Raw genomic sequence first — 22,274 nt, forward strand, 5'->3', positions numbered from 1 at the left:
TTCTTGCAAAACCAATTCCAAAAAAAAATGAGGAAATCGACCCTGGTCCTGATGCTGGTCCTGATGAACCTGAGCCTTGTTGCCCAGAAGAAACAGTATGATTCTTTAATGGAAGCCTTCATGAGTGGAGGGGCACTCCGGGGCGACCGGGGTCCTTCCGGCGTGGAGTGGATCGAAGACAGCGATCAATACTCCTTTACCAGGCGGGAAGGAAGAAGTCAGCAAATCTGGACCTACGATATCAAAACCGAATCGGAAAAGCTGGTATTTAATGAAGCTGATTTTACCTTTCCGGGTACGGATGATCCATTCCGGTATCGTTCCTTTCAGTGGACCAGGGACTACAAGTTTCTGCTTTTTCAAAGCAATTTTGAACCCATATGGAGATATTCCGGGAATGCAGATTATTACCTCTACTCCATGGACAACAACAGCCTGACTGCCATCGTGAAAGGAGCCTTCACCGCAGAAGTTTCACCCGACGGGCTAAAGGTGGGATACGGGAAGAATGGCAATCTTTTCACCTTTGATCTGGCCACGGGGAAACATACACAGCTTACCACCGATGGAGCTGATAAATATTACAACGGCCGTTTTGGTTGGGCCAACGAGGAGGAGTTCGGCCTGGTGCAGGCCTGGGAGTGGTCGCACGACAGTAAATACATGGCCTTCTGGCAGACAGACGAACGGGAGGTTCCGGTCTATCGCCTGACCGATTTTTCGGGTCAGCATCCCGAATATATGGAGGTTCCTTATCCCAAGGTGGGCGACAATCCCCCCGTGGAGAGACTGGGGCTTATCAATACCGTTGACGGGAGCAGAAAATGGCTGGACTTTGACCCGGAGGGTGGTTATATGCCCAGGATCTACTGGACTTCCAGGGAAAATACCCTGGCGCTTGTCTGGATGAACCGGGCCCAGGATCACATGAAATTGTACCTGTTTGATGTGGTGACCGGAAAGCAGTCCATGATCCTGGAGGAGAAAAATGAAGCCTGGATTGATATTTTTGACTTTTTTGCCGGGGAACTGCACCTTTTCTACTTTCCCCGGGAGATGAACTCCTTCTTCTGGATCTCCGACCGCGATGGGTATTCACACGTCTACCAGTATGATTATGAAGGAAATGTGCTGGGACAGGTCACCAGTGGTGCTTACGATGTGGTGTCTGTGAAAGCCATTGATCCTGCCAGAAAAACCCTGTACTACCTCTCCTGTGAAATCTCCCCGATGGAACGCCATCTCTACAGCGTGAAATTTAATGGAAAGGGAAAAAAACAGATCACCACAGCGGCGGGCAACCACCGGGTTGATGTGGCTCCTGCAGGCCGTTACTTTATGGACAGCTACTCCAGTATAAACACCCCTTCGATCATAGACCTCCGGGATGACAAGGGGAAGCTGATAAAGAATCTGGCCGGGCACCAGGGTGCTCTGGACCACCTGGAGAAGTATGAATATGCCCCGAGGGAACTATTCACCTTTACCACTTCGGACGGACAACAAATCGATGGATATGTGATCAAACCCATGAATTTTGATCCCGGGAAATCCTATCCGCTACTGCTTGCCGTGTATGGCGGACCAGGATCCCAGGGGGTATACAACAGCTTTGAAAGCAGCTCCTGGAACCAGTACCTGGCTCAACAGGGATACGTGGTGGTCAATATAAACAACCGGGGTAATGGCGGATATGGAAGCGCCTTTGAAAAGGTAGTCCATAAGCAGCTGGGCAAATGGGAGACCCACGATTTTGCTGAAGCAGCGCTCTACCTCTCCCAAAAATCCTGGATCGACCGTGAGCGGATTGGTATCATGGGACATAGTTTTGGAGGTTTCTCCGCCGGCATGTCCCTGCTTCTCCATCCCGAGGTATTTAAGGCAGGAATTGTGACGGCAGCCATTTCCGACCACCGCAATTACGATTGTGTACTAACCGAGAAATACATGGGGCTGCTCGAGGGGAACGAAGAGGGCTACGAGAACAGCTCCATGGTCGCGCTGGCTGAAAAGCTGGAAGGCAACATGTTGCTGGTGCATTCCCTGATGGATGATAACGTACACCCCCAGAACACCTTTCAGCTGGTTAACGCCCTGATCGATGCCGGTAAAAACATCGACCTGAAAATCTATCCCCCCGGAGCCCACGGGGTAGCCTATGATATGAACAGCCAGATGCACCTCTACCAGGTGTACCTCGACTGGCTGAACAAGAATCTGAAAGGGACTGAATAGACCGAAGCGTATGAATCTCCGGATCCTGTTACTTAGCATTTCCATTCTGATGTCAGGCTGCATCACTGTAGAGCTGTGTGATGAAAGCTACGATTCGGAGCTGGTAGCCAGGTTTAAAACAGAGAAAGAAGGGGTAATATCAGACAGCACGGTGAGTTCCCTGACCCTTTACGGGATTCGGGAGGGCTTGCCTGACAGTCTGTTATACAACTCTATATCCGCATCGGGTTTTGAGGTGCCCCTGGATCCCGGCCATAACTATTCCAGGTTTGCCATTCAGGTGGATACCCTGTATGACACCCTGACTATCTTCCATCGGCATGAGATCTATCTGATCTCCTACAGCTGTGGTTTCGGGAGCCTGTTCACCCTGGAAAAGCCTGCCGTATCGGGCAGCGGGATCATCAAGAAAGATAGCATTCTGGAAGAGACCATTGATGCTGTATATGAAAGTAATGAAGAACATATCTGGCTATTTCTCTAGGGCAACTGTGTTGCTGCTGGCACTGATCCTTTTCTCTCCGGCACGGGGACAGGATACCCTGCGCACTTTCGGTCCCCGTTTCGGCATCGACCTGGCCCGTTTTATCTATATTCTGGCAGATCCGTCGGAGGCCGGCGCAGAATTTTCTGCCGATTTTGAGATCTATAAGAATATTTATCCCGTGCTTGAACTGGGCTACAGCAGTATTTCCGAGAGTGAAGAATTATTTGATTACCAGGCAAGCGGGCTTTATTTCCGGGGAGGGATCGATTATAATATCCTTCCCCGAAAGAACCGTTCCGCACATCACAGCATTACGGTGGGTTTTCGCTATGGCATAAGTCCGTTCACCCACCGCATTGAAAATATGTTAATTCATAACAAGTACTGGGGCGACTACCAGCCCGGTCCCTACGAGAACAGTCTGACGGGGCACTGGCTGGAACTGGCGGGAGGGATGAAAGCGGAGGTGCTTCCCAATTTCTTCCTGGGATGGTCGGTCCGGTACAAATTACTGCTGAACGAGAACATGGACCCGCTTCTGGTTCCGGAGCTTATTCCCGGCTTCGGAAGCGGCGGAGAGAAAAGGTCCTTCGGATTTTCCTACTCGGTTTTCTATAAAATTCCACTTATTAAAAAATAAAATCAATTAACGCATATGAGCTACCTGGCATCTACTACACGTTACGATCAGATGAAATATAATCGCTGCGGTCACAGCGGACTACTCTTACCAGCTGTTTCGCTGGGACTTTGGCACAATTTCGGAGGAGGGGCTGACTTTCAAAAGATGAAGGATATACTGCTCAGAGCCTTCGATCTGGGGATCACCCACTTTGACCTGGCCAATAATTACGGCCCCCCTCCCGGAAGTGCCGAATCAAACCTGAAGCACATTCTGCAGGGGGAACTGGCCCCGCACAGGGACGAGTTGATCATCTCCACCAAGGCGGGCTATCTGATGTGGGAAGGACCCTACGGGGAGTGGGGAAGCCGGAAATACCTGCTGGCCAGTCTGGACCAGAGCCTCCGGAGGATGGGGCTCGATTATGTGGATATCTTCTACTCACACCGCCCCGACCCGGAGACCCCTCTGGAGGAGACCATGATGGCTCTTCACACGGCTGTGCAGCAAGGAAAGGCACTCTATGCAGGGATCTCCAACTACAATAAACAGCAGACCGAGAGGGCCGTTGACATACTGGAGGGTCTGGGGACCCCCTGCCTGATCCATCAGCCCCGCTACAATATGTTCGACCGCTGGGTGGAGGAGGGTTTGCTGGAGGTACTGGAGAAACGGGGGGTGGGCTGCATCCCCTTCAGTCCACTGGCCCAGGGCCTGCTGACCGACCGTTATCTGGATGGAATTCCCGCAGGTTCCAGGATCGACAGCGAAAGTATTTTCCTGGGTAAGCAAGACCTGGATCCCTCCACCATGGTTAAGATCAAGGCACTGAATCAGCACGCAGAGCAGCGCGGACAGTCGCTGGCCCAGATGGCTCTGGCATGGATCCTGCAAAAAAAGCAGGTTACTTCAGTTCTTATAGGAGCCAGCTCTGTGCAGCAGCTGGAAGCCAATGTGGCCACCTTGCACAAACTGGACTTTAACAGGGATGAACTGGCCTATATAGATAATATCCTGGCTTGATCCTACTGCTGCTCCTGTATGGGATTCGAAGCTCCATTTATTCTGCCTGAGCCCCTGAAAAGCTCAAAACGGCTCTCCTGGACCCTGGGCGGCCAGTGATTGTTATTTAAATCGCAGTCGGCTGTCTCCAGATAGGGATCCAGGGTAACACCGGAAAGCTCCTTCTCCAGCAAAAACACCTTGGAAGTCCTGAGATTGTCCTGGTTCCAGATCAGAGCCGGAACTCTGACCAGCTCGCGGCTACCATCCTTGTATTCAAACTGTATGATCAGAGGCATCACCATTCCGCCCAAATTGGAAAAGTCCAACTGGTAGACAAAACCCTTCATGGCCCGCCAGGACTTCTCCGTTTCAGACATGGAACGCTGATAATGCAGGGTAGCTTCCACATCTGATTCATCCGGAGCAAAAGGGTCATAATCATTATAAAAATCTTTCATGGCAGGATCTCTCTCCACCATGGATTGCATGCTGGCACGGTTGCGCTGTACGGCAATCTCTTCTGGCAGGGCTTCTGCCTCCTTCTTCCTGAGAGCCTTTTCTTCGGCCGGATTTCCCGAAGAAAGCTTCATGGCAGTCACCTTGTCAAGCGAGATATCCACATGATCGGTACCATAGAACCAACCTCTCCAGAACCAGTCCAGGTCCACTGCCGAGGCATCCTCCAGGGTACGGAACAGGTCCTCCGGCGTGGGATGCTTGAACATCCATCGCCGGGCATACTGCTTAAATGCATAATCGAACAGCTCCCTGCCCATGATGGTCTCCCTGAGAATATTCAGGCCGGTGGCCGGTTTTTCGTACGCATTGTTGTTAAACTGTCTGATCAGGTCCCCCTGGGTCATAATGGGGGAGATATTGGACTTATCCCCTTTCATATAAGACACGATATCGGCCGGTCGGCCACTGGGGGATGGATGATCGTGATCCCATTCCCGTTCGGCTATCCCCTGGAGAAAGGTGTTCAAGCCCTCGTCCATCCAGGTCCACTGACGCTCGTCGGAATTGACGATCATGGGGAAAAAGTTGTGACCCACTTCGTGTATGATAACCCCGATCATCCCCCATTTGGTTCTCTCTGAATAGGTGCCATCGGCCAGCGGACGGCCTCCGTTAAAACAGATCATCGGGTACTCCATACCAATCTGGTCGGTATGCACCGAATAGGCCACCGGATAGGGATAGTCAAAGGTGTGTCTGGAATAAACCTGCAGGGTATGGGCCACCACCCTGGTGGAGTATTTCTCCCACAAAGGATTCCCTTCTTTCGGATACAGGGAGGTGGCCAGCACTTTTCGCTCCCCGAACTGCACGGCCATGGCATCCCAGATAAATTTGCGGGAACTGGCAAAGGCAAAATCCCTCACATTATCGGCATGAAATTTCCAGGTAAGTTTGGATTTTGACCTCTTTTTCTCCGCAGACCGGGCCTCCTCCTCCGTAACAATAAGGACAGGCTGGTCCAGGGAGTTCCGGGCCTTCTCCAGGCGCTCCAGCCGGGTTTCCGAAAGCACCTCCTCTGCATTCACCAGCACCCCCGTGGCTCCAACCACATGATCGGAGGGTACGGTAATTTCCACATCGTAGTTCCCGAAGGGTAGTGCAAATTCAGATCTCCCGGTAAACTGGTGGTTTTGCCAGCCCTCCAGCTCACTGTATACGGCCATCCTCGGAAAGAACTGTGCGATAGTGTAGATATAATTGTTGTCTTCCGCGAAATACTCCATTCCCGAGCGTCCTCCTCCGTCCTTAAAACGGTCATTCACCCTATACCACCAGCGGATTTCCAGCTCCGTTTTTCCTCCCGGTTCGAGGGGTTCCGGCAGATCAATGCGCATCATGGTATAGTTGATGGTATAGGACAGCCCGGATCCCGAACCATCCCCCACATATTCGATTTTAAATCCCCCGTCGAATTCACTTAAAAACATCCCCATGTAATAGGGATGCATGCGCTGACCCAGGCTCATGGGCATGCTCAGCCTGCTGAGGCTCTCTTTCTGTCGCACATTCTGATCCAGCTGTACCCAGAGATAATCCAGTTTATCGGGCGAATGGTTGATATACTCGATCTGCTCCTCACCCCTGATTTGCTGCTTTTCATCGTCCAGTTCGATGGCGATCTTATAGTTGGCCTGCTGCTGCCAGTAAAGCTGTCCGGGCGCTCCTGAACCGGTTCGGTAGGCGTTGGGGGTGTTAAATTCGGTACGCATCTGCCTGAACTGGTTCTTTGAAGGGTCCATCTTCTCCTGGGCCAGCAAGGAAACTGCCAGAAGGCCGATCATCAGAATAGTCGTAAATCTTTTCATCCTAAGCATCCTTTAAACACTCCAAAGTTAATAAAAGATTTGCCATATTTGCTTGAGCTAAACTTGCTTATGTTACACCAGAAAAAGGGAATATTTCCCGGATTGCTCCTGCTTTTCCTGCTGATCTCCGGAGGCTGGTTACTGCATGAGTTTTATGTGAGTCTGACCGAAATCCGTTATAATCCACATACCGAGCGATTTGAAGTTTCCATGAGGATATTTCCCGATGACCTGGACCGGGCCTTACTGGAGCGAAGCGGGCTCCATACCCATCTGGCCACCGAACTGGAACATTCCTTTGCCGACAGTCTCCTGAGCCTTTATATCCTGGAAGATTTTGCCCTGGAGGTAAACGGAGAAAAACTCTCCCTGAATTACCTGGGAAAAGAACCCGAATCGGATGCCATCTGGTGCTACCTGGAATCCTCCAGGGTGAGTGCTCCTGAAACCATCACCGTACAGAATGCCATTCTTATGGAGTACTTCCCCGACCAGCTTAATATGATCCAGGTCTACCTGGGAAAATGGAACAAAGGGCTCATGCTCGATCGCGATCAAAGGAGCGGCAGGCTGCTAATCCCGGGCAGCTGATTAATCCAGTTCCAGTTTGAGTTGCTCCAGCTGCCTGTTGATATAAGCCAGTTCTTCATCCGATACATGCAAGTTAAGCGCAGCGGCATTCTGCTTCACCTGCTCGTCGGTCCTTGCACCCACCAGTGCCACGGTAATCCCCGGCTGGCGAAGGGTCCATGCAATTACCAGTTGAGAAAGTGTGGCACCCTTCTCCCCGGCAAGGGGCTTGATCTTCTCCAGGAACTTATTGGTCCTGATCAGGTTATTGATCTTGAAATGAGGTGTTTCAGGACGGTTATCTCCGGGGGCAAAAGGATAGTCAGGCGTAATTTTCCCGGTGAGCAGTCCTCGCTGAAGCGGACTGTAGGCCAGGATTCCGCAGTTGTTTTCGAGGCACCAGGGCACCACATCCTGCTCAATCTCCCTGTGGACCATGCTGTAGGGAACCTGGTTGGAGCTGAGTTCCACCACCGACCTGGCCTGGTCCATTTGTTCCACGGAATAATTGCTGACCCCGGCAGCCCTGATCTTTCCCTGCTCCATCAGTATTCGGAAAGCCTCCATGGCCTCCTCAATGGGGGTGGTATGATCGGGCCAGTGAATCTGGTAGAGATCAATGTAATCGGTTCCCAGGCGCTTCAGGCTCTCTTCGCATTCAGCGATCAGGCTGTCACGCCCGGAATATTTATAAATATCCCTTTGGACTCCGCTATTGTCATTGGTTGTAAAAAAATACTCCCCCTTTTTTCCCTCCCAGCGCATACCGGCTTTGGTCAGAATCTCATACTTGTCACGCTTCCCCTTTATGGCTTCGCCAATGAGCTCTTCAGACTGCCCAAACCCGTAAATGGGGGCTGTATCCAGGGAGCTTATCCCGTAGTCGAGACAGGCACGGATTGCTTTTAAGGAATCTTTCTTTTCGGATCCCCCCCACATCCATCCTCCGATGGCCCATGCTCCTAGTGCAATGGGAGATAGCTGCAAAGCGGATAAACCTAATCTTCTCTTTTCCATAATCAGTTGCTTTTTTTGTAGTGATTTACAAAAGCCCGGGGCAAATAGTTTTCATAGCTCAGACAAACCTCCCTGGAAAACTGAATGGCCGTTGCAATCAGTTCCTCCCACTGACCCTGGTTTAATGACTGTATCATTTCCCTTCTGTACCCCCTTTTCCACAAGCCATACAGGAGTCCTGCATTGAAAGTGTCACCGGCACCAATGGTGCTTAACGGCTCGATGCGCTCCACCTCCATATGAAAGCTGAGCGAAGGGGTACGAAGATGAACCCCTCCGGCATTGGCGGTATATACCAGGACACTGGTATGGGCGCCGAGCACTTTCCAGGCGGCATCGGGATTTTTTGTATCAAACAAATTGACCAGGTCCTCATCGGAGGCCCTGACCAGGGTGGAGTAGCCCAGATTTTCCCTGACCAAAGGGATCAGCTTATCTCTCTCCGCAGCATGACTGCTTCGGAAATTCGGATCATACAAAATGGTGACACCTGCCCGTTTTGCTTTCTCGAGCAAGTCCATGACCCTGTGGCGAATACCTGGATTCAGGGAATAGAACGAGCCAAACATTAAGAGATCATCCTTCTGAAATTCAGGAAATTCCACCGAGAGGCGCTGAGAGGGATAATCCTTATAAAATTCGTATTCGGCATCCTTGTGATCATTCAGAAATGCGAGGGCCACAGCCGTTTGCCCGGGGCTGTACCTGGAAATGTAAGTGCTTGCCACCCCATTCTCTTCCATAAACTGAAGGATGATATCCCCCACCTTGTCTTTACCCGTTTCACTGATAAAATGGATAGGTGCCCCCAGACGGCCCAAGGTGACGGAGGTATTAAAGGCAGAACCACCCGGTTTGGCTGTCTGAGGTTCCACTCCTTTGAAAATAATGTCGAGAAGGGTCTCTCCTACGGCATAAATCTTTTGCATAAACCTCCTATTTTACAAGTCGTGAAATGGCTTTAAATTCTTCAGTGCCAGCAAGCCTTGCAAGTTCAAACAGGAGCGATTCGCAGGTGGTGATCACAGCCCCTTCGGCACGCATCCGTTCTACTGCCACGCGCTTGTCCTCAGGCTTGCGGGAAGAGATACAATCCTCGACCACCACCGCGGCGTATCCTGTGGCCAGCAGATCAACCACGGTTTGCAGCACACAAACATGTGCCTCAATTCCGCCAACGATGACCGTACGGGACGTTTTGAAGGCCGTGGTCTGCATCACTGCAGGTTCATCGCAGCAGGAAAAGGAAATTTTCTCTATAAGCGGCTCCTGATCCAAGCGTGCAGCCAGCGCTTCTACGGTGGCCCCCAAACCTTTGGGGTACTGCTCGGTGAGCACCAGCGGAACCCCCAATACACGCATTCCCTCCAAAAAAATGCTGATCTTTTTGAGCAGAGCCTCCTTCTGATCCATATGTGAGAAAAGCTTCTCCTGCACATCAATAATCAAGGCCGCAGCATTCTCCCTGTTAATCCTCATTTCCGGCCTCCCTTGATTTCTCCCCCAGATATCCTCCGTGGTGGCGGCGGGCATAGTCCCTGGGGGTAAATCCAATTCTCTTCATCATGAGAACCACCAGCACATCACCGATCACTGCCATGGCAGTAGCCGAAGTGGTTGGGGTAAGCCCCAGCGGACAGACTTCGGCCGGGTTTCCCGTATAAAGTACCAGTTTTGATTCCCTGGCCAGGGGACCTTCCGGATTACCCGTGATAATCACCACCGGAATCCCGGCATGCAGTGCATGAGCCAGCTCGACCAGTTCAAGGATCTCCCTGGTCTTTCCGGAATTGGACAGAACCAGGAGTATATCATTTTCCCGGATAATACCCAGATCTCCGTGCTGGGCTTCGCTGGGATGAAGAAACAGGGCCGGAGTTCCAGTGGAACTGAACGTGGTGGCCATATGATTGGCCACATGACCCGCCTTTCCCATTCCACTGGCTATGACCTTGCCTCCCCTCTGGTGAACTTTCTCATATATTAATTCAACCACCTCCTCATAATCGGTACTTATTGGAATGGATCGAATGGCTTCCGCCTCCTGATCCAGCACCCTTCTGATTTCTTCTCTGCCGGTACTGCTCATTTCTTTGCTTATCTGGTCAGCAAAGGTAATATAAAAGCAGAAAAATGTTAAACCTACTGTTCGTTTTCGGAGAACTCCTTGATCAGAGCATCAGTGGTAAGCACCCGTGCATAGGAGCCCTGCAGGCTACTGAGAGTGGAGAAGTGGACACTTTTTGCCGGGATGATATGCTCTTCGAATTGCAGGGCCCTGGCAGCACATGCATCTGAAGCAACCAGGCAGCTGTATCCCAGGTCGTGTGCAGCCCTCACGGCAGCCTCCAGGCACATATGGGTTTGCATTCCGCAGATCACCAGTTGCTCCACCGAATCCTTCTGAATCAGCTCCAGTAGTCCGGTCCCCATAAATGCATTGACCTGGTCTTTGGAAATAACCGGTTCATTGCCCTGAGGCTTGACAAAGGGATGAATATTCCCTCCCGGTTCGAAATTATGGCGCACATGGTAAACCGGCATCTTATTCTGCCTGAAATGGTCCAGCAACAGACCGGCATTCATTCCGGCCAGCTCCGGATTTTCCAGCTGCATCCTCCCTCCCGGAAAGTAGAATTCCTGAATATCGATGACTAAAAGCCCTGTTTTCTGAGCTGTCAGAGAAACGCTTAGCGGAAGGAGCAGGAATAAAAAAAAGGTATATCGTCGCCACATATCCGGCCAATTTACGGAAATGAGAAGAACCAATCAAGAGAAAGCACGATGTAAATATGCAACACAAACAGGGGGGTGTGTGTTGAATTTTATCTTTTTTTTGACTTTACCCCTATTTATTATGGGGGTCTTATTTATATTTTATCTATTTATTTACTTTATACTCTATTTTAATTAGGGGTAGTAAGAAATATTTATACTTTTGTTTCGGTTTATAATTAATCTCACTTAAAAAATTACAGTTATGAAAAGAACCCATTTAACCGCAGGAGTTCTGATGCTCCTTATTGCCTAACTGATATCAATCCCCTCCAGGCTGCATGCCCAGCAGGTTTCATCTTCACCCTTTAGTGTGGGAGGCGACTTTGTCAGCTCTTACCTCTGGCGGGGCACCAGGTTCGGAACCGGTCCTGCCATACAACCCTATGTGGAGTTGAGCCTGGGAAATTTTTCAGCGGGCGGCTGGGGCTCCTACTGTTTCACCACCAATGAAGCAGCCGAAGCCGACCTCTATCTCTCCTATGGCTTCGACTTCGGTCTCAGGATCGGGGTAACGGATTATTACTTCCCGGGAAGCGACTATTTCGACTATTCCGCAGAAAGCGGAAACCATGCCTTTGAGGTAAATCTGGGCTATGAGATTAAGGGTCTGTCCCTTTCGGCCAACTATTTCCTGAATGAAGCAGGTGGCGCAGGAACTGCAGGGGGTGATCTGTATTTCGAAGCCGCCTATGGCTTTGATTCCTTCTGCTTTGTCCTCGGAGCCGGAAACGGGTGGCATACCATGGAAGTCACTGCCGGTGAGTCAGATTTTAATATCTGTAACATCGGGGTGACCGCTTCCTCCGAGATCCAGGTAACGGACTCCTTCTCCCTACCGCTTAGCGGAGCCCTGATCCTGAATCCGGACACAGAGCAATTCCATGTTGTTATTGGCAATTCATTCTAAAATACAGAATCCATGAAAAAAATTGAAGCAATCATTCGAAAGACAAAATTTGAAGAGGTCAAAGAAACCCTACACAACAACGGTATTGAGTTCTTCTCGTTCTGGGATGCCAGGGGCGTGGGGATGGCCCGGGAAAGCCGGGTATACCGGGGTATTACCTATGATACAAGCAGTATTGAACGGCTTTACCTGGAGATTGTAGTCCGTGACGTAAATCTGGAAAAAACCATTCAGGCGCTGCTGGACTCTGCAGCCACCGGAAAGGTGGGCGACGGGAAGATTTTTGTTTCTACACTGGATGAGAGTATCCGAATCCGCACCGGTGAGAAAGGGGATGAATCGCTCTATATAAAAGACTGATTAGCTAAGTATTAACAGAATTAAACAAGCATATTATGGAAGATATTACAACCGTCGTTTCTGAATTTGCCGTTTCCATCGACACCATATGGATTCTGATTGCAGCTGTCCTGGTAATGTTTATGCAGGCTGGATTTGCTCTGGTCGAAGCAGGCTTCACCAGGTCCAAAAACACCGCAAATATATTGATGAAGAACCTGATGGATTTCTCCAATGGATCTCTGATCTTCTACATAATGGGATATACCCTGATGTATGGAGAGGATATAGGTGGTTTTATGGGAAAAATCTCTCTCTTTTTCGGAAGTAATGAGATTAACAGCGTTCCTGATAAAGCATCGCTGATGTTTCAGACCGTATTTGCAGCTACCGCTGCTACTATTGTTTCGGGAGCAGTTGCTGAACGAACCAGGTTTTCCACCTATCTGATCTTTAGTATGGTCATTACGGCTATTATCTATCCCATTTCCGGCCACTGGATCTGGGGTGGTGGCTGGCTCTCCGGCCTGAGCACACCCTTCCACGACTTTGCCGGATCCACCGTGGTCCATTCAGTGGGGGCCTGGGTTGGATTGATGGGAGCCATTGTCATCGGTCCCCGCCTGGGTAAATATAGCAGCGATGGAAAAGCCAGAGCCATTCCCGGACAGAACCTGGCCTTTGGCGCGCTGGGTGTCTTCATCCTCTGGTTTGGCTGGTTCGGCTTCAATCCCGGATCACAACTGGCCGCGGCCGGCAGTGAAAATGCCTCTGCCATCTCTCATATCTTCGTGACCACCAACCTGGCGGCAGCAGCAGGGGCTGTTGCGGCGATGGTTCTTACCTGGTCCAAATACAAACGGCCCGGACTCTCCCTGACACTGAACGGGGCCCTGGCCGGACTGGTAGCCATCACGGCAGGATGCGATGTAGTCAGTCCGGGAGGTGCAGTCATCATCGGACTGCTTGCCGGTATCCTGCTGGTTTTCGGTGTGGAATTATTTGACAGGGTCCTGAAGATAGATGATCCTGTGGGTGCCGTCTCGGTACACGGACTCAATGGCGCCCTGGGTACCATCATGGTTGGGTTTTTCAGTACCAGCAACGGTCTCTTTTACGGAGGGGGTGCTGCCCGGCTGGGATCACAGCTTCTTGGTGTTGCTGCCGTAGCTGCATGGGCCATGGGCCTTGGCTTCATCTTATTCTTTACCCTCAAAAAGACCATCGGGGGAAGGGTTTCCCGGCGTATTGAAGAGGAAGACCTGGATATTTATGAACATGGTGAATCTGCCTACAACTAAGCCACCTGCTTCAGCCAATGAGATCATAACTTACGCTCTATGAATCCGGAAAGGGCTGTGTCACTGGATGCGGAACTTTCAATTTATAAGTAATTAACAAAATTATGTGTCAAAAACACAGTATAATAGATAGTGTTTGTTTTGATTCGTAATATTTATAGCTATCTTTGCAGAAACAAACGAAATAATGCCGATCCATTCGAATACCGTTAAAAGGCAGATGTCAAAGAGGATAGCCTGGCCCGGATGAGAATGGTATGAACTGAAATAATGAAAGAGCCGTTCTCAGACCTGGTCGGGAACGGCTTTTCTTTAATGACTTTCAATGCGGGATACGATGGGAACAAAAAGGCCCGAACAGGCCGGATTATACAGAAGCGCATTTGAACATGACAACTGCGGTATCGGATTTGTAGCCGATCTGAAGGGGAGAAAATCGCACCAGATTATTAAGCGCGGACTGGAAACCCTGGTGAATATGACGCACCGGGGAGCGGAAGGGGCTGACAGTAAAACCGGCGATGGTGCCGGAGTGATGATCCAGATACCCCGCGATTTTTACCTGATGCAGGGATATTCGATCCCCCATGAGGGTCAGTTCGGAACCGGACTTGTTTTCCTTCCCAGGGATGCGGGTGAGGCCCGCAAGTGTGAAGAGATTCTGGTCCAGATCATCAGCGATGAAGGAGTAAAGCTGATAGGCTTCAGGGAGGTCCCCAGGGACAACAGTGTCATTGGAGAGATTGCCAGGAAGGCAGAACCTAATATGAAACAGATTCTTCTGGGTGCCGATCTTCCCAGAGAGGAACTGGAGCGTAAACTATATATCATCCGGAAACGGGTCGAAAAGTATATTGCCGGCTCCGAAATAAAGGATAAAGCTCTCTTCTACCTTCCAAGTCTTTCTACCAGGATCCTGATCTACAAGGGAATGCTGACCTCGGAGCAGCTGGGAGAGTATTTCCTGGACCTTCAGGATGAGAGGATGGAAAGTGCCATCGCCCTGGTTCACTCCCGTTTCAGTACCAACACCTTCCCCAGCTGGGACCTTGCCCAGCCTTTCCGGATGCTGGCTCACAACGGAGAGATCAACACGGTGAAGGGAAACCGCTTCTGGATGCAGGCCCGGGAGTCGATACTTAAATCGGATATACTGGGCGACCTGGAAAAGATCTACCCGGTGATCGAACCCAATAAGAGCGACTCGGCCTCCCTGGATAATGTACTGGAATTCCTGGTAATGAGTGGAAAGTCGCTGCCCTATGCCATGTCGATCCTGATTCCCGAATCGTGGAACCAAAAGAACCCCATTTCGCCCGAGCTGAAAGCTTTTTACCAGTACCATTCGACCTTTATGGAACCCTGGGACGGTCCGGCCTCTCTGATATTCAGCGATGGCAGGTATATCGGGGGAATGCTGGACCGGAACGGTTTGCGTCCTTCCCGCTACGTGATCACAAAAGATGACCTGATGGTTATGGGTTCGGAAGTGGGGGTTCAGACTTTCGATCCGGCCGAGATCCGGGAAAAGGGACGCCTGAAACCGGGAAAAATCATCCTGGTGGATGTACAGGAGGGTAAAATCTACCGGGATGAAGAACTTAAAGCTCAGCTTGCCTCTGAACACCCCTATAAGGAGTGGATCGCTAAAAACATGGTGAACCTGGAGGATATTCAGGCAGGTAACATTGTAGCGCCCGGACTGGGTGAAGCCTACAAGGAGTATCTGACCTCCTTTAATTACAGCAGGGAGGATATCGAGACCATTATCAAGCCCATGGCCGAATCAGCCAAGGAACCCATCGGTTCGATGGGGAATGATGTTCCTACCACCGTTCTCAGCAAGAAACCATACAGGCTTTTTGCCTATTTCAAACAACTCTTTGCACAGGTAACCAACCCGGCCATTGATCCCATCCGCGAAGAGTTGGTCATGACCCTGACCGGCTACCTGGGATCCCTGCAGACCAATGTCCTGGACGAGACACCCGATCATGTAAAGATGGTCAAGTTCAAGAGTCCGGTTATCAACAACACTTATTTCCAGGTGGTGAAAAACCTTCGCTATAAAGGCTTTTCCAACCGGGTGATCCCCATCCATTTCGATGCAAGCCAGGGAGCAGCCGGACTGGAGAAGGCCGTGGAGGATATCTGCCTGCAGGCCGAAAAGGCAGTGGATGAGAAGAACAACTATATCATCCTTTCGGACAGAAATATCAGTGAAAAAAGGGCCCCCATCCCATCTTTGCTCGCTGTTTCGGCCGTGCACCACCACCTGATCAATAAGCGAAAGCGCATGCAGATCGATATTGTCGTGGAATCGGCCGAACCACGCGAAGTGATGCATTTTGCCCTTCTGTTCGGCTACGGGGCCAGTATCATCAATCCTTATATGAGCTTTGCTATCATTGAAAAACTGGTTCAAACCAGGGTGATCCAGCAGGATTTTGATAAAGCTCAGGAGAACTATATGGAGGCTGTGAACAAGGGGCTGCTGAAGATCTTATCAAAAATGGGGATCAGCACCCTGCGGAGCTACCGTTCGGCGCAGATTTTCGAAGCGATCGGGATCCAATCTGATATTACAAACCGCTATTTTGAGGGAACCGTTTCCCGTATCGGGGGAATCGGGCTGGAAGAGATCTCTGAAGAGGTCCTGATCCCCCACCGCAAAGCATACTCGGAGGATGTTCATTCCATGATGCTTACCGAAGGAGTTTACTCCTACCGGAAATATGGGGAACAGCACGCGTGGAACCCCGAATCGGTGGCCCTTCTCCAGTGGAGCACCAGGAACAACGATTACCAGAAATATAAGGAATACGCAGCCTTGGTCGATTGCGAAACGGCTCGCCCCGGATTCCTGAGGGGTCTGCTCAAATACAAGCGGAATCCCATCCCTATCGGGGAAGTGGAAGCGGCTGAGAATATCCTGAAAAGATTTGTAACCGGGGCCATGTCCTACGGCTCCATTAGTAAAGAGGCTCATGAGGCCCTGGCCATTGCCATGAACCGGATCGGGGGAAGAAGCAATACGGGCGAAGGTGGTGAGGACCCCGAGAGATTTGAAACCATGGAAAATGGCGATTCGCGCCGCAGTGCCATCAAACAGGTGGCCAGCGGCCGCTTCGGAGTAACCACGCACTACCTGGTCAATGCCGATGAGATCCAGATTAAAGTGGCCCAGGGCGCCAAGCCGGGTGAAGGGGGGCAGCTCCCCGGACACAAGGTGGATAAGATTATTGCCAAAACCCGTTACTCCATTCCTGGTATCACCCTGATATCCCCTCCCCCCCATCATGATATCTATTCCATTGAGGACCTGGCCCAGTTGATCTTCGATTTAAAAAATGTCAACCCGCAGGCCAGGATATCGGTTAAACTGGTATCGGAGACCGGCGTAGGGACCATCGCTGCGGGAGTAGCCAAAGCTTCAGCCGACCTGATAACAATCAGCGGGGCCGAGGGAGGCACCGGGGCCAGTCCCACCTCCTCCATCAAGCATGCCGGATTACCCCTGGAAATTGGTCTTGCCGAAACCCAGCAGACCCTGGTTATGAATAACCTGAGACGAAAGGTGGTCCTGCAGGCCGATGGACAGATGAAGACGGGCCGGGATGTGATCATCTCTGCCCTCCTGGGTGCCGAGGAGTTCGGATTTGCCACCAGTGCCCTGGTGGTGCTGGGCTGCGTGATGATGCGCAAGTGCCATCTGAATACCTGTCCCGTAGGGGTTACCACCCAGAATGAAGAGTTAAGGAAAAGGTTCCGGGGGAAGGCCGACTTTGTAGAAAACTTCTTCCGCTTTGTAGCGGAAGAGGTACGTGAACATATGGCTGAACTCGGCTTCCGCTCTTTTGAGGATTTAGTGGGCCGGTCGGATCTTCTCGAAAGGGATCAGTCGGTTACCCACTGGAAAATTAAAAACCTGGACCTGAGCGACCTGACCGCCTTCCTGCCTGAATCAAAAAAGAATGCCCTGCACCGGACCGAAGAGCAGCAGCATAAACTGGAGGGAGTCATCGACCAAAGTCTGATAGAAGAGGCGAAACCGGCCCTGGAAAACGGGGAAGCGGTGACCATCCATAAGTCCATCAAAAATACCGACCGTACCACCGGTGCGATGCTTGCAGGAACCATTGCCAGAGAATATGGAGGAGAAGGGCTGCCCGATGGCACCATCAAAGTGAGGTTTGCCGGTTCGGCCGGACAGAGCTTCGGGGCCTTTCTGGTGAAGGGTATGGAGTTCTACCTGGAGGGTGATACCAACGATTACCTCGGGAAAGGTCTGGCGGGCGGCCGCATCATTGTAGTCCCTCCCGATGGCTCCACCTTTGAATCGGACAAGAACATCATAATCGGGAATACGGTTCTTTACGGAGCCACCAGGGGAGAAATCTTTATTTCCGGAGTGGCCGGTGAGCGTTTTGCTGTCCGGAACAGCGGAGCGACCGCCGTGGTGGAGGGTGTGGGTGACCACTGCTGCGAATATATGACCGGTGGCCGGGTGGTGGTTTTGGGAAAGACCGGGAGGAACTTTGCTGCAGGGATGAGCGGAGGTGTGGCATATGTGCTGGATGAAGAGGGTGATTTTGATTACTACTGCAACATGGGAATGGTGGAGCTTTCCCTGGTGGAGGATCTGAATGATAAGAAGGAGCTTTCCGACCTGATTGCCAGTCATTATGAACATACAGGCAGCCGGGTAGCCGAGAAGATACTGACCGGCATGGAGGAGTATATGGAACGTTTTATAAAAATAACCCCCTACGAGTACAAAAAGGTACTTATGGAGATGGCGCTGGAAGAGACCCGGAAGAAACTGGCCAGCGTGGAGAAAGATGTGGAAATGATGAGCGATCTGTAAAAGAATAAACCATGGGTGATCCTAAAGGATTTTTAAAAATAAAGAAAAAACCAGCCGGAAACAGGCCGGTTCATGAGCGTACGGACGATTATTCCGAAGTAGAACAGGTGCTCAATTCCGAGGACCGTCAGCTCCAGGCATCCCGGTGTATGGATTGTGGCATTCCTTTTTGCCACTGGGGCTGCCCGGTGGATAACCTGATTCCCGAGTGGAACGACCTGCTTTACCGGGGCGACTGGAGAGGGGCCAGTGAGAGGCTGCACCATACCAATAATTTTCCGGAATTTACCGGAAGAATCTGTCCCGCTCCCTGCGAGCACTCCTGTGTGCTGAACATTGACGGGGATACGGTTACCATCAGGGAAAATGAAGCCGCAATTGTGGAGAAAGCCTTCGCTGAAGGGTATATCAGGCCCAATCCACCCAAACTTCAAACTGGAAAAAAAGTAGCTGTGATCGGCAGTGGACCGGCCGGTATGGCGGCTGCCGACCAGCTGAACCGGGCCGGTCACTCCGTTACTCTTTTTGAAAAAGACCGGAAGGCCGGCGGATTGCTGCGATATGGCATCCCCGATTTCAAACTGAACAAGCATACCATCGACCGAAGGCTGAAGATCCTGATGGTTGAAGGCATTGAGATAAGAACCGAAACCGAAGTGGGGAAAGACATCTCCGGAGAAGAATTGCTGAAAAAATACGATGCGATCTGCCTGGCCATCGGCGCCATGAAACCCAGGGATCTGGAGATTGCCGGAAGAGAGCTGGACGGGATTCACTTTGCCATGGACTACCTGACCCAGCAAAACAAAGTAAATGATGGAGCCTATGTGGCCTACGACAACCGGATTACCGCCGAAAACCGGCGTGTCCTGGTCATTGGCGGGGGCGATACAGGCTCCGATTGTGTAGGGACCGCCATCCGGCAGGGAGCCTTAAGTGTCACCCAGATTGAAATCCTGCCCGAACCGCCGGAGCAGCGTTCCATCGATAATCCATGGCCTTACTTTGCCAAAACACTGAAGACTTCCACCTCGCACGAAGAGGGCTGTGAGCGAAGATGGAGCCTCTCCACTCTCCGTTTCCTGGGGATGCAGCAGCGGGTGACTCATGCCGAGGTACAGGAGGTCTCCTGGGAGAAGCTGAACGGCAGTTTTCAAATGAAAGCGCTGCCCGGAACCAAAGAACAAATTGAAGCCGACCTGATCCTGCTGGCCATGGGATTTGTACACCCTGTTCACGAAGGTTTACTGACCGAACTGAATATTTCCCTGGACAGCCGGAAAAATGTACTTGTCGATCCATCCATGGCCACCAATGTAAAGAAAATATTTGCCGCAGGGGATGCTGCCAGCGGGGCCAGCCTGGTGGTTAACGCCATCGCATCGGGAAGAAAGGCTGCCAAAAAGATCGATGAATTTCTGGGGTCAGAATAAATATCTCCATTTTTTTAATACACCCCCCCCCTATTTCGTACTGTTAATTATTTATTTTTTATATTTTTTTATATATACCCCCATTATTATAGGGGTATAAATGCAATAAGTATTATATTTTTGCAGGACCAGTAAAACCTGCATTATGAAAAAACAATAGCTGTTTGCACTTATTGCATTTGGAATCATCTCCCTCCTGGGTATTATTTTCCCCTATAGTTTCGATACCGATGACACCAGCGGGATAAACCAGGGGGATGTGGCATGGATGCTGGCTTCCACGGCACTGGTATTCCTGATGACTCCCGGACTGGGCTTCTTTTACGAAGGGATGGTCAAACCGAAGAACGCGATCTCCACCATCCTTCAAAGCTTTATTGCCATGGGTCTGATCAGCATCCTGTGGGTGGTTTTTGGATTCAGCCTTGCCATTGGGGAAAGTATCGGTCCTGAAGGATTCGGGCTCTTTGGAAATCCGGCCACATACTTTATGTTCAAAGGCGTTGGTGGTGCCCCGGACCCTCAATTCTCGGCAAGCATCCCGCTGGCCCTCTTCGCCCTCTTCCAGCTGAAATTTGCCATCATCACCCCGGCCCTGTTCACTGGTTCCTTTGCCGGGAGGGTTCGCTTTACGGCTCTGATGATTTTTATGGTACTCTTTATGATCTTCATCTACACTCCACTGGCCCACTGGACCTGGCACCCCAATGGTTTCCTGCGGAACTGGGGGGTCCTGGATTTTGCCGGGGGAACTGTTGTTCATATGTCAGCCGGAATGGCTGCCCTGGCGGGAGCCTTCTTTTTTGGTCCGAGGCGCGATTTTGCAAAACCTTCCTACCCGGCCAATATCCCATTTGTGCTGCTGGGAACCGGACTGCTCTGGTTCGGCTGGTTCGGATTTAATGCGGGTTCGGCCCTGGAGGCATCGGATGTAGCGGTTAAAGCCCTGCTGAACACCAATACAGCCTCGGCTTCGGCCATGCTGGTTTATATTTTTTTTGACGGTGTGCGTGTCCGAAAGCCATCGGCGCTGGGAGCCTGTGTGGGCGCCGTGGTTGGTCTGGTAGCCATTACACCGGCAGCGGGGTTTGTGACCGTGGGATCCAGTATGTTTATCGGAGGCTTCGCCGCCATTGCCAGCAACCTGATGATATATTTCTTTTCCCGGAGGGGGGTGGATGATACCCTGGATGTATTTCCTGCACACGGACTCGGAGGCATGGTCGGGATGCTGCTTACCGGGGTATTTGCAGAGGAGGTAGGATTGATCCATGGGGAGACCACCACTTTCCTTTTTCACCTGCTGGCCCTGGTACTGGTTGCTGCCTTTGCCTTTGGCGGTTCCCTGGCGCTTTACTGGATCACCAATAAGATCGTTCCGATGCGTGTCCCCAGTCTCTACGAGGATGTGGGCCTCGACATGAGTCAACATAACGAAAGCCTCTTTTATGAAAATGATGCGAAACTTAAACTCCGAAAAGAAAAATTAAAGAACTACTCGCCCGATTTCTATCCACGCAAACCAGGGAAGTAAGATCATTTCGATAAGTTTTATAACTTGGGGCTGTGTCAAAAGAGACAATCTCTGTTTTGTTTTCGTCATCGGGACACCCTGGTGAGTTGCACGTGATCAACTCTACTTCTCAAGCCTGAACAGACCCAGTGCTTTCCCTTACGATTGTAAGCAGTCCTTCAAGGTGTTAACCTCGATATTGATCTTCAGGCCAAAACGGGAGTTTTTAATACCCCGATCTGGCCCTGCGGGATCTAACAGGGAAAAGCTTGATCCGGTTTCTTCAAGCATCCTTTGATGATCAGATGTCCATTCCATTCCAAGAAAATCGGAGAGAAACAAATAACGTTTCATTGCGGCCTGACTCCTGTTCCTGGACAAATAGTAAAACAGTTTCGGTAGTATAAAAAAGATTGTGTAAACACTCATAAGAGTAGAATTAATGTGATAGCACCGCCCTGCGAAATGAAGCGCAGGCGTAGCCGGAGCGGAATGAAGCAGGGCGGTGCTATCTTCGTAAAATTTTTAAAAACTTTTATTATGAGTGCAAACAAAGTAATCCCAAAGGACTTTTTTAAGCAGTTCAAAAACAAGGAGGACTTTCATTCCTTCTTTAATGACCTTTTTAAACAGGGGGTCGAAGAGATGTTACAAGCTGAATTAGAAGCCCACCTGGGCTATGAAAAATACAGCAAAGAAGGAAATGGTAGTGGTAATAGCCGCAATGGATCCTTCAGTAAAAAAGTCAAGACAGACAACCTTGGAGACATGGTTCTGAACATCCCCAGGGACAGGAACGGGGAGTTTGAGCCACAACTCATTCCCAAAGGACAACGCATGAGTGATAAGCTTGAGGAAGCTATTACAGGCATG

18 protein-coding genes are annotated in these 22,274 nt (G+C 50.7%); 12 read left to right on the top strand and 6 right to left on the bottom strand.

Annotation, left to right across the window (positions count from 1 at the left end):
- Positions 1–27: 27 nt before the first annotated feature.
- Genes P1P86_03760 through mgrA form a run of 4 tightly spaced genes read left to right on the top strand, consistent with a single transcriptional unit; the run spans position 28 to position 4,367 of the window.
- Positions 28–2,235 (top strand): alpha/beta fold hydrolase, encoded by a 2,208-nt coding sequence (locus P1P86_03760; protein MDF1574291.1) that lies wholly within the window; start codon positions 28–30, stop codon positions 2,233–2,235.
- 10 nt (positions 2,236–2,245) lie between these two features.
- Complete coding sequence (locus tag P1P86_03765) at positions 2,246–2,719, top strand: DUF6452 family protein (protein MDF1574292.1); 474 nt, start codon at positions 2,246–2,248, stop codon at positions 2,717–2,719.
- Entirely contained in the window at positions 2,691–3,362 is a 672-nt protein-coding gene (locus P1P86_03770) for a DUF6048 family protein (protein MDF1574293.1), read from the top strand. Before P1P86_03765 ends, P1P86_03770 begins: the two co-directional genes overlap by 29 nt.
- Before the next feature lie 15 nt (positions 3,363–3,377).
- Positions 3,378–4,367 carry an L-glyceraldehyde 3-phosphate reductase gene (gene mgrA / locus P1P86_03775; protein ID MDF1574294.1) on the top strand — a complete coding sequence of 330 codons (990 nt, stop codon included), beginning with the start codon at positions 3,378–3,380 and terminating at the stop codon, positions 4,365–4,367.
- 2 nt (positions 4,368–4,369) lie between these two features.
- Here the strand turns inward: mgrA and P1P86_03780 are convergent, their stop codons facing one another.
- Positions 4,370–6,676: a M1 family metallopeptidase gene (locus tag P1P86_03780; protein ID MDF1574295.1), complete on the bottom strand. Its 2,307-nt coding sequence runs from the start codon at positions 6,674–6,676 to the stop codon at positions 4,370–4,372.
- Positions 6,677–6,745: 69 nt separating this feature from the next.
- Between P1P86_03780 and P1P86_03785 the strand changes: the two genes are divergently transcribed.
- Positions 6,746–7,267, top strand: a complete 522-nt coding sequence (locus tag P1P86_03785; protein ID MDF1574296.1) for a hypothetical protein — start codon at positions 6,746–6,748, stop codon at positions 7,265–7,267.
- On the opposite strand, the gene P1P86_03790 is transcribed toward P1P86_03785, so the two are convergent.
- From P1P86_03790 to P1P86_03810, 5 genes are read right to left on the bottom strand one after another with little or no spacing between them, the layout of a single operon-like run.
- On the bottom strand, positions 7,268–8,263 hold the full coding sequence (locus P1P86_03790) for an aldo/keto reductase (protein MDF1574297.1): 996 nt from the start codon (positions 8,261–8,263) through the stop codon (positions 7,268–7,270).
- A 2-nt stretch (positions 8,264–8,265) separates the two neighbouring features.
- Positions 8,266–9,192: a carbohydrate kinase gene (locus P1P86_03795; protein ID MDF1574298.1), complete on the bottom strand. Its 927-nt coding sequence runs from the start codon at positions 9,190–9,192 to the stop codon at positions 8,266–8,268.
- Positions 9,193–9,199: 7 nt separating this feature from the next.
- Positions 9,200–9,742, bottom strand: coding sequence for an isochorismatase family protein (locus tag P1P86_03800; protein ID MDF1574299.1), 543 nt, complete (start codon positions 9,740–9,742; stop codon positions 9,200–9,202).
- Positions 9,732–10,352 (bottom strand): SIS domain-containing protein, encoded by a 621-nt coding sequence (locus P1P86_03805; GenBank protein MDF1574300.1) that lies wholly within the window; start codon positions 10,350–10,352, stop codon positions 9,732–9,734. Before P1P86_03805 ends, P1P86_03800 begins: the two co-directional genes overlap by 11 nt.
- 53 nt (positions 10,353–10,405) lie before the next feature.
- Positions 10,406–10,999 (bottom strand): cysteine hydrolase family protein, encoded by a 594-nt coding sequence (locus P1P86_03810; GenBank protein MDF1574301.1) that lies wholly within the window; start codon positions 10,997–10,999, stop codon positions 10,406–10,408.
- Positions 11,000–11,315: 316 nt separating this feature from the next.
- Here P1P86_03810 and P1P86_03815 point away from each other — a divergent pair, with 316 nt between their 5' ends.
- From P1P86_03815 to P1P86_03845, 7 genes are all read left to right on the top strand, one after another.
- Positions 11,316–11,948, top strand: coding sequence for a hypothetical protein (locus tag P1P86_03815; GenBank protein MDF1574302.1), 633 nt, complete (start codon positions 11,316–11,318; stop codon positions 11,946–11,948).
- A gap of 12 nt (positions 11,949–11,960) precedes the next feature.
- Complete coding sequence (locus P1P86_03820; GenBank protein ID MDF1574303.1) at positions 11,961–12,308, top strand: P-II family nitrogen regulator; 348 nt, start codon at positions 11,961–11,963, stop codon at positions 12,306–12,308.
- Positions 12,309–12,343: 35 nt separating this feature from the next.
- Positions 12,344–13,588: an ammonium transporter gene (locus P1P86_03825; protein ID MDF1574304.1), complete on the top strand. Its 1,245-nt coding sequence runs from the start codon at positions 12,344–12,346 to the stop codon at positions 13,586–13,588.
- Between the two features lie 337 nt (positions 13,589–13,925).
- Positions 13,926–18,455: a glutamate synthase large subunit gene (gene gltB, locus P1P86_03830; GenBank protein ID MDF1574305.1), complete on the top strand. Its 4,530-nt coding sequence runs from the start codon at positions 13,926–13,928 to the stop codon at positions 18,453–18,455.
- Between the two features lie 11 nt (positions 18,456–18,466).
- Positions 18,467–19,888, top strand: coding sequence for a glutamate synthase subunit beta (locus P1P86_03835; GenBank protein ID MDF1574306.1), 1,422 nt, complete (start codon positions 18,467–18,469; stop codon positions 19,886–19,888).
- Between the two features lie 268 nt (positions 19,889–20,156).
- Positions 20,157–21,422, top strand: a complete 1,266-nt coding sequence (locus tag P1P86_03840; GenBank protein MDF1574307.1) for an ammonium transporter — start codon at positions 20,157–20,159, stop codon at positions 21,420–21,422.
- A 519-nt stretch (positions 21,423–21,941) separates the two neighbouring features.
- Positions 21,942–22,274, top strand: a 333-nt coding sequence (locus tag P1P86_03845) for a transposase (protein ID MDF1574308.1), incomplete at its 3' end; no start/stop codon positions are given.

This window comes from Bacteroidales bacterium (genome assembly GCA_029210725.1).
Taxonomy (GTDB): domain Bacteria; phylum Bacteroidota; class Bacteroidia; order Bacteroidales.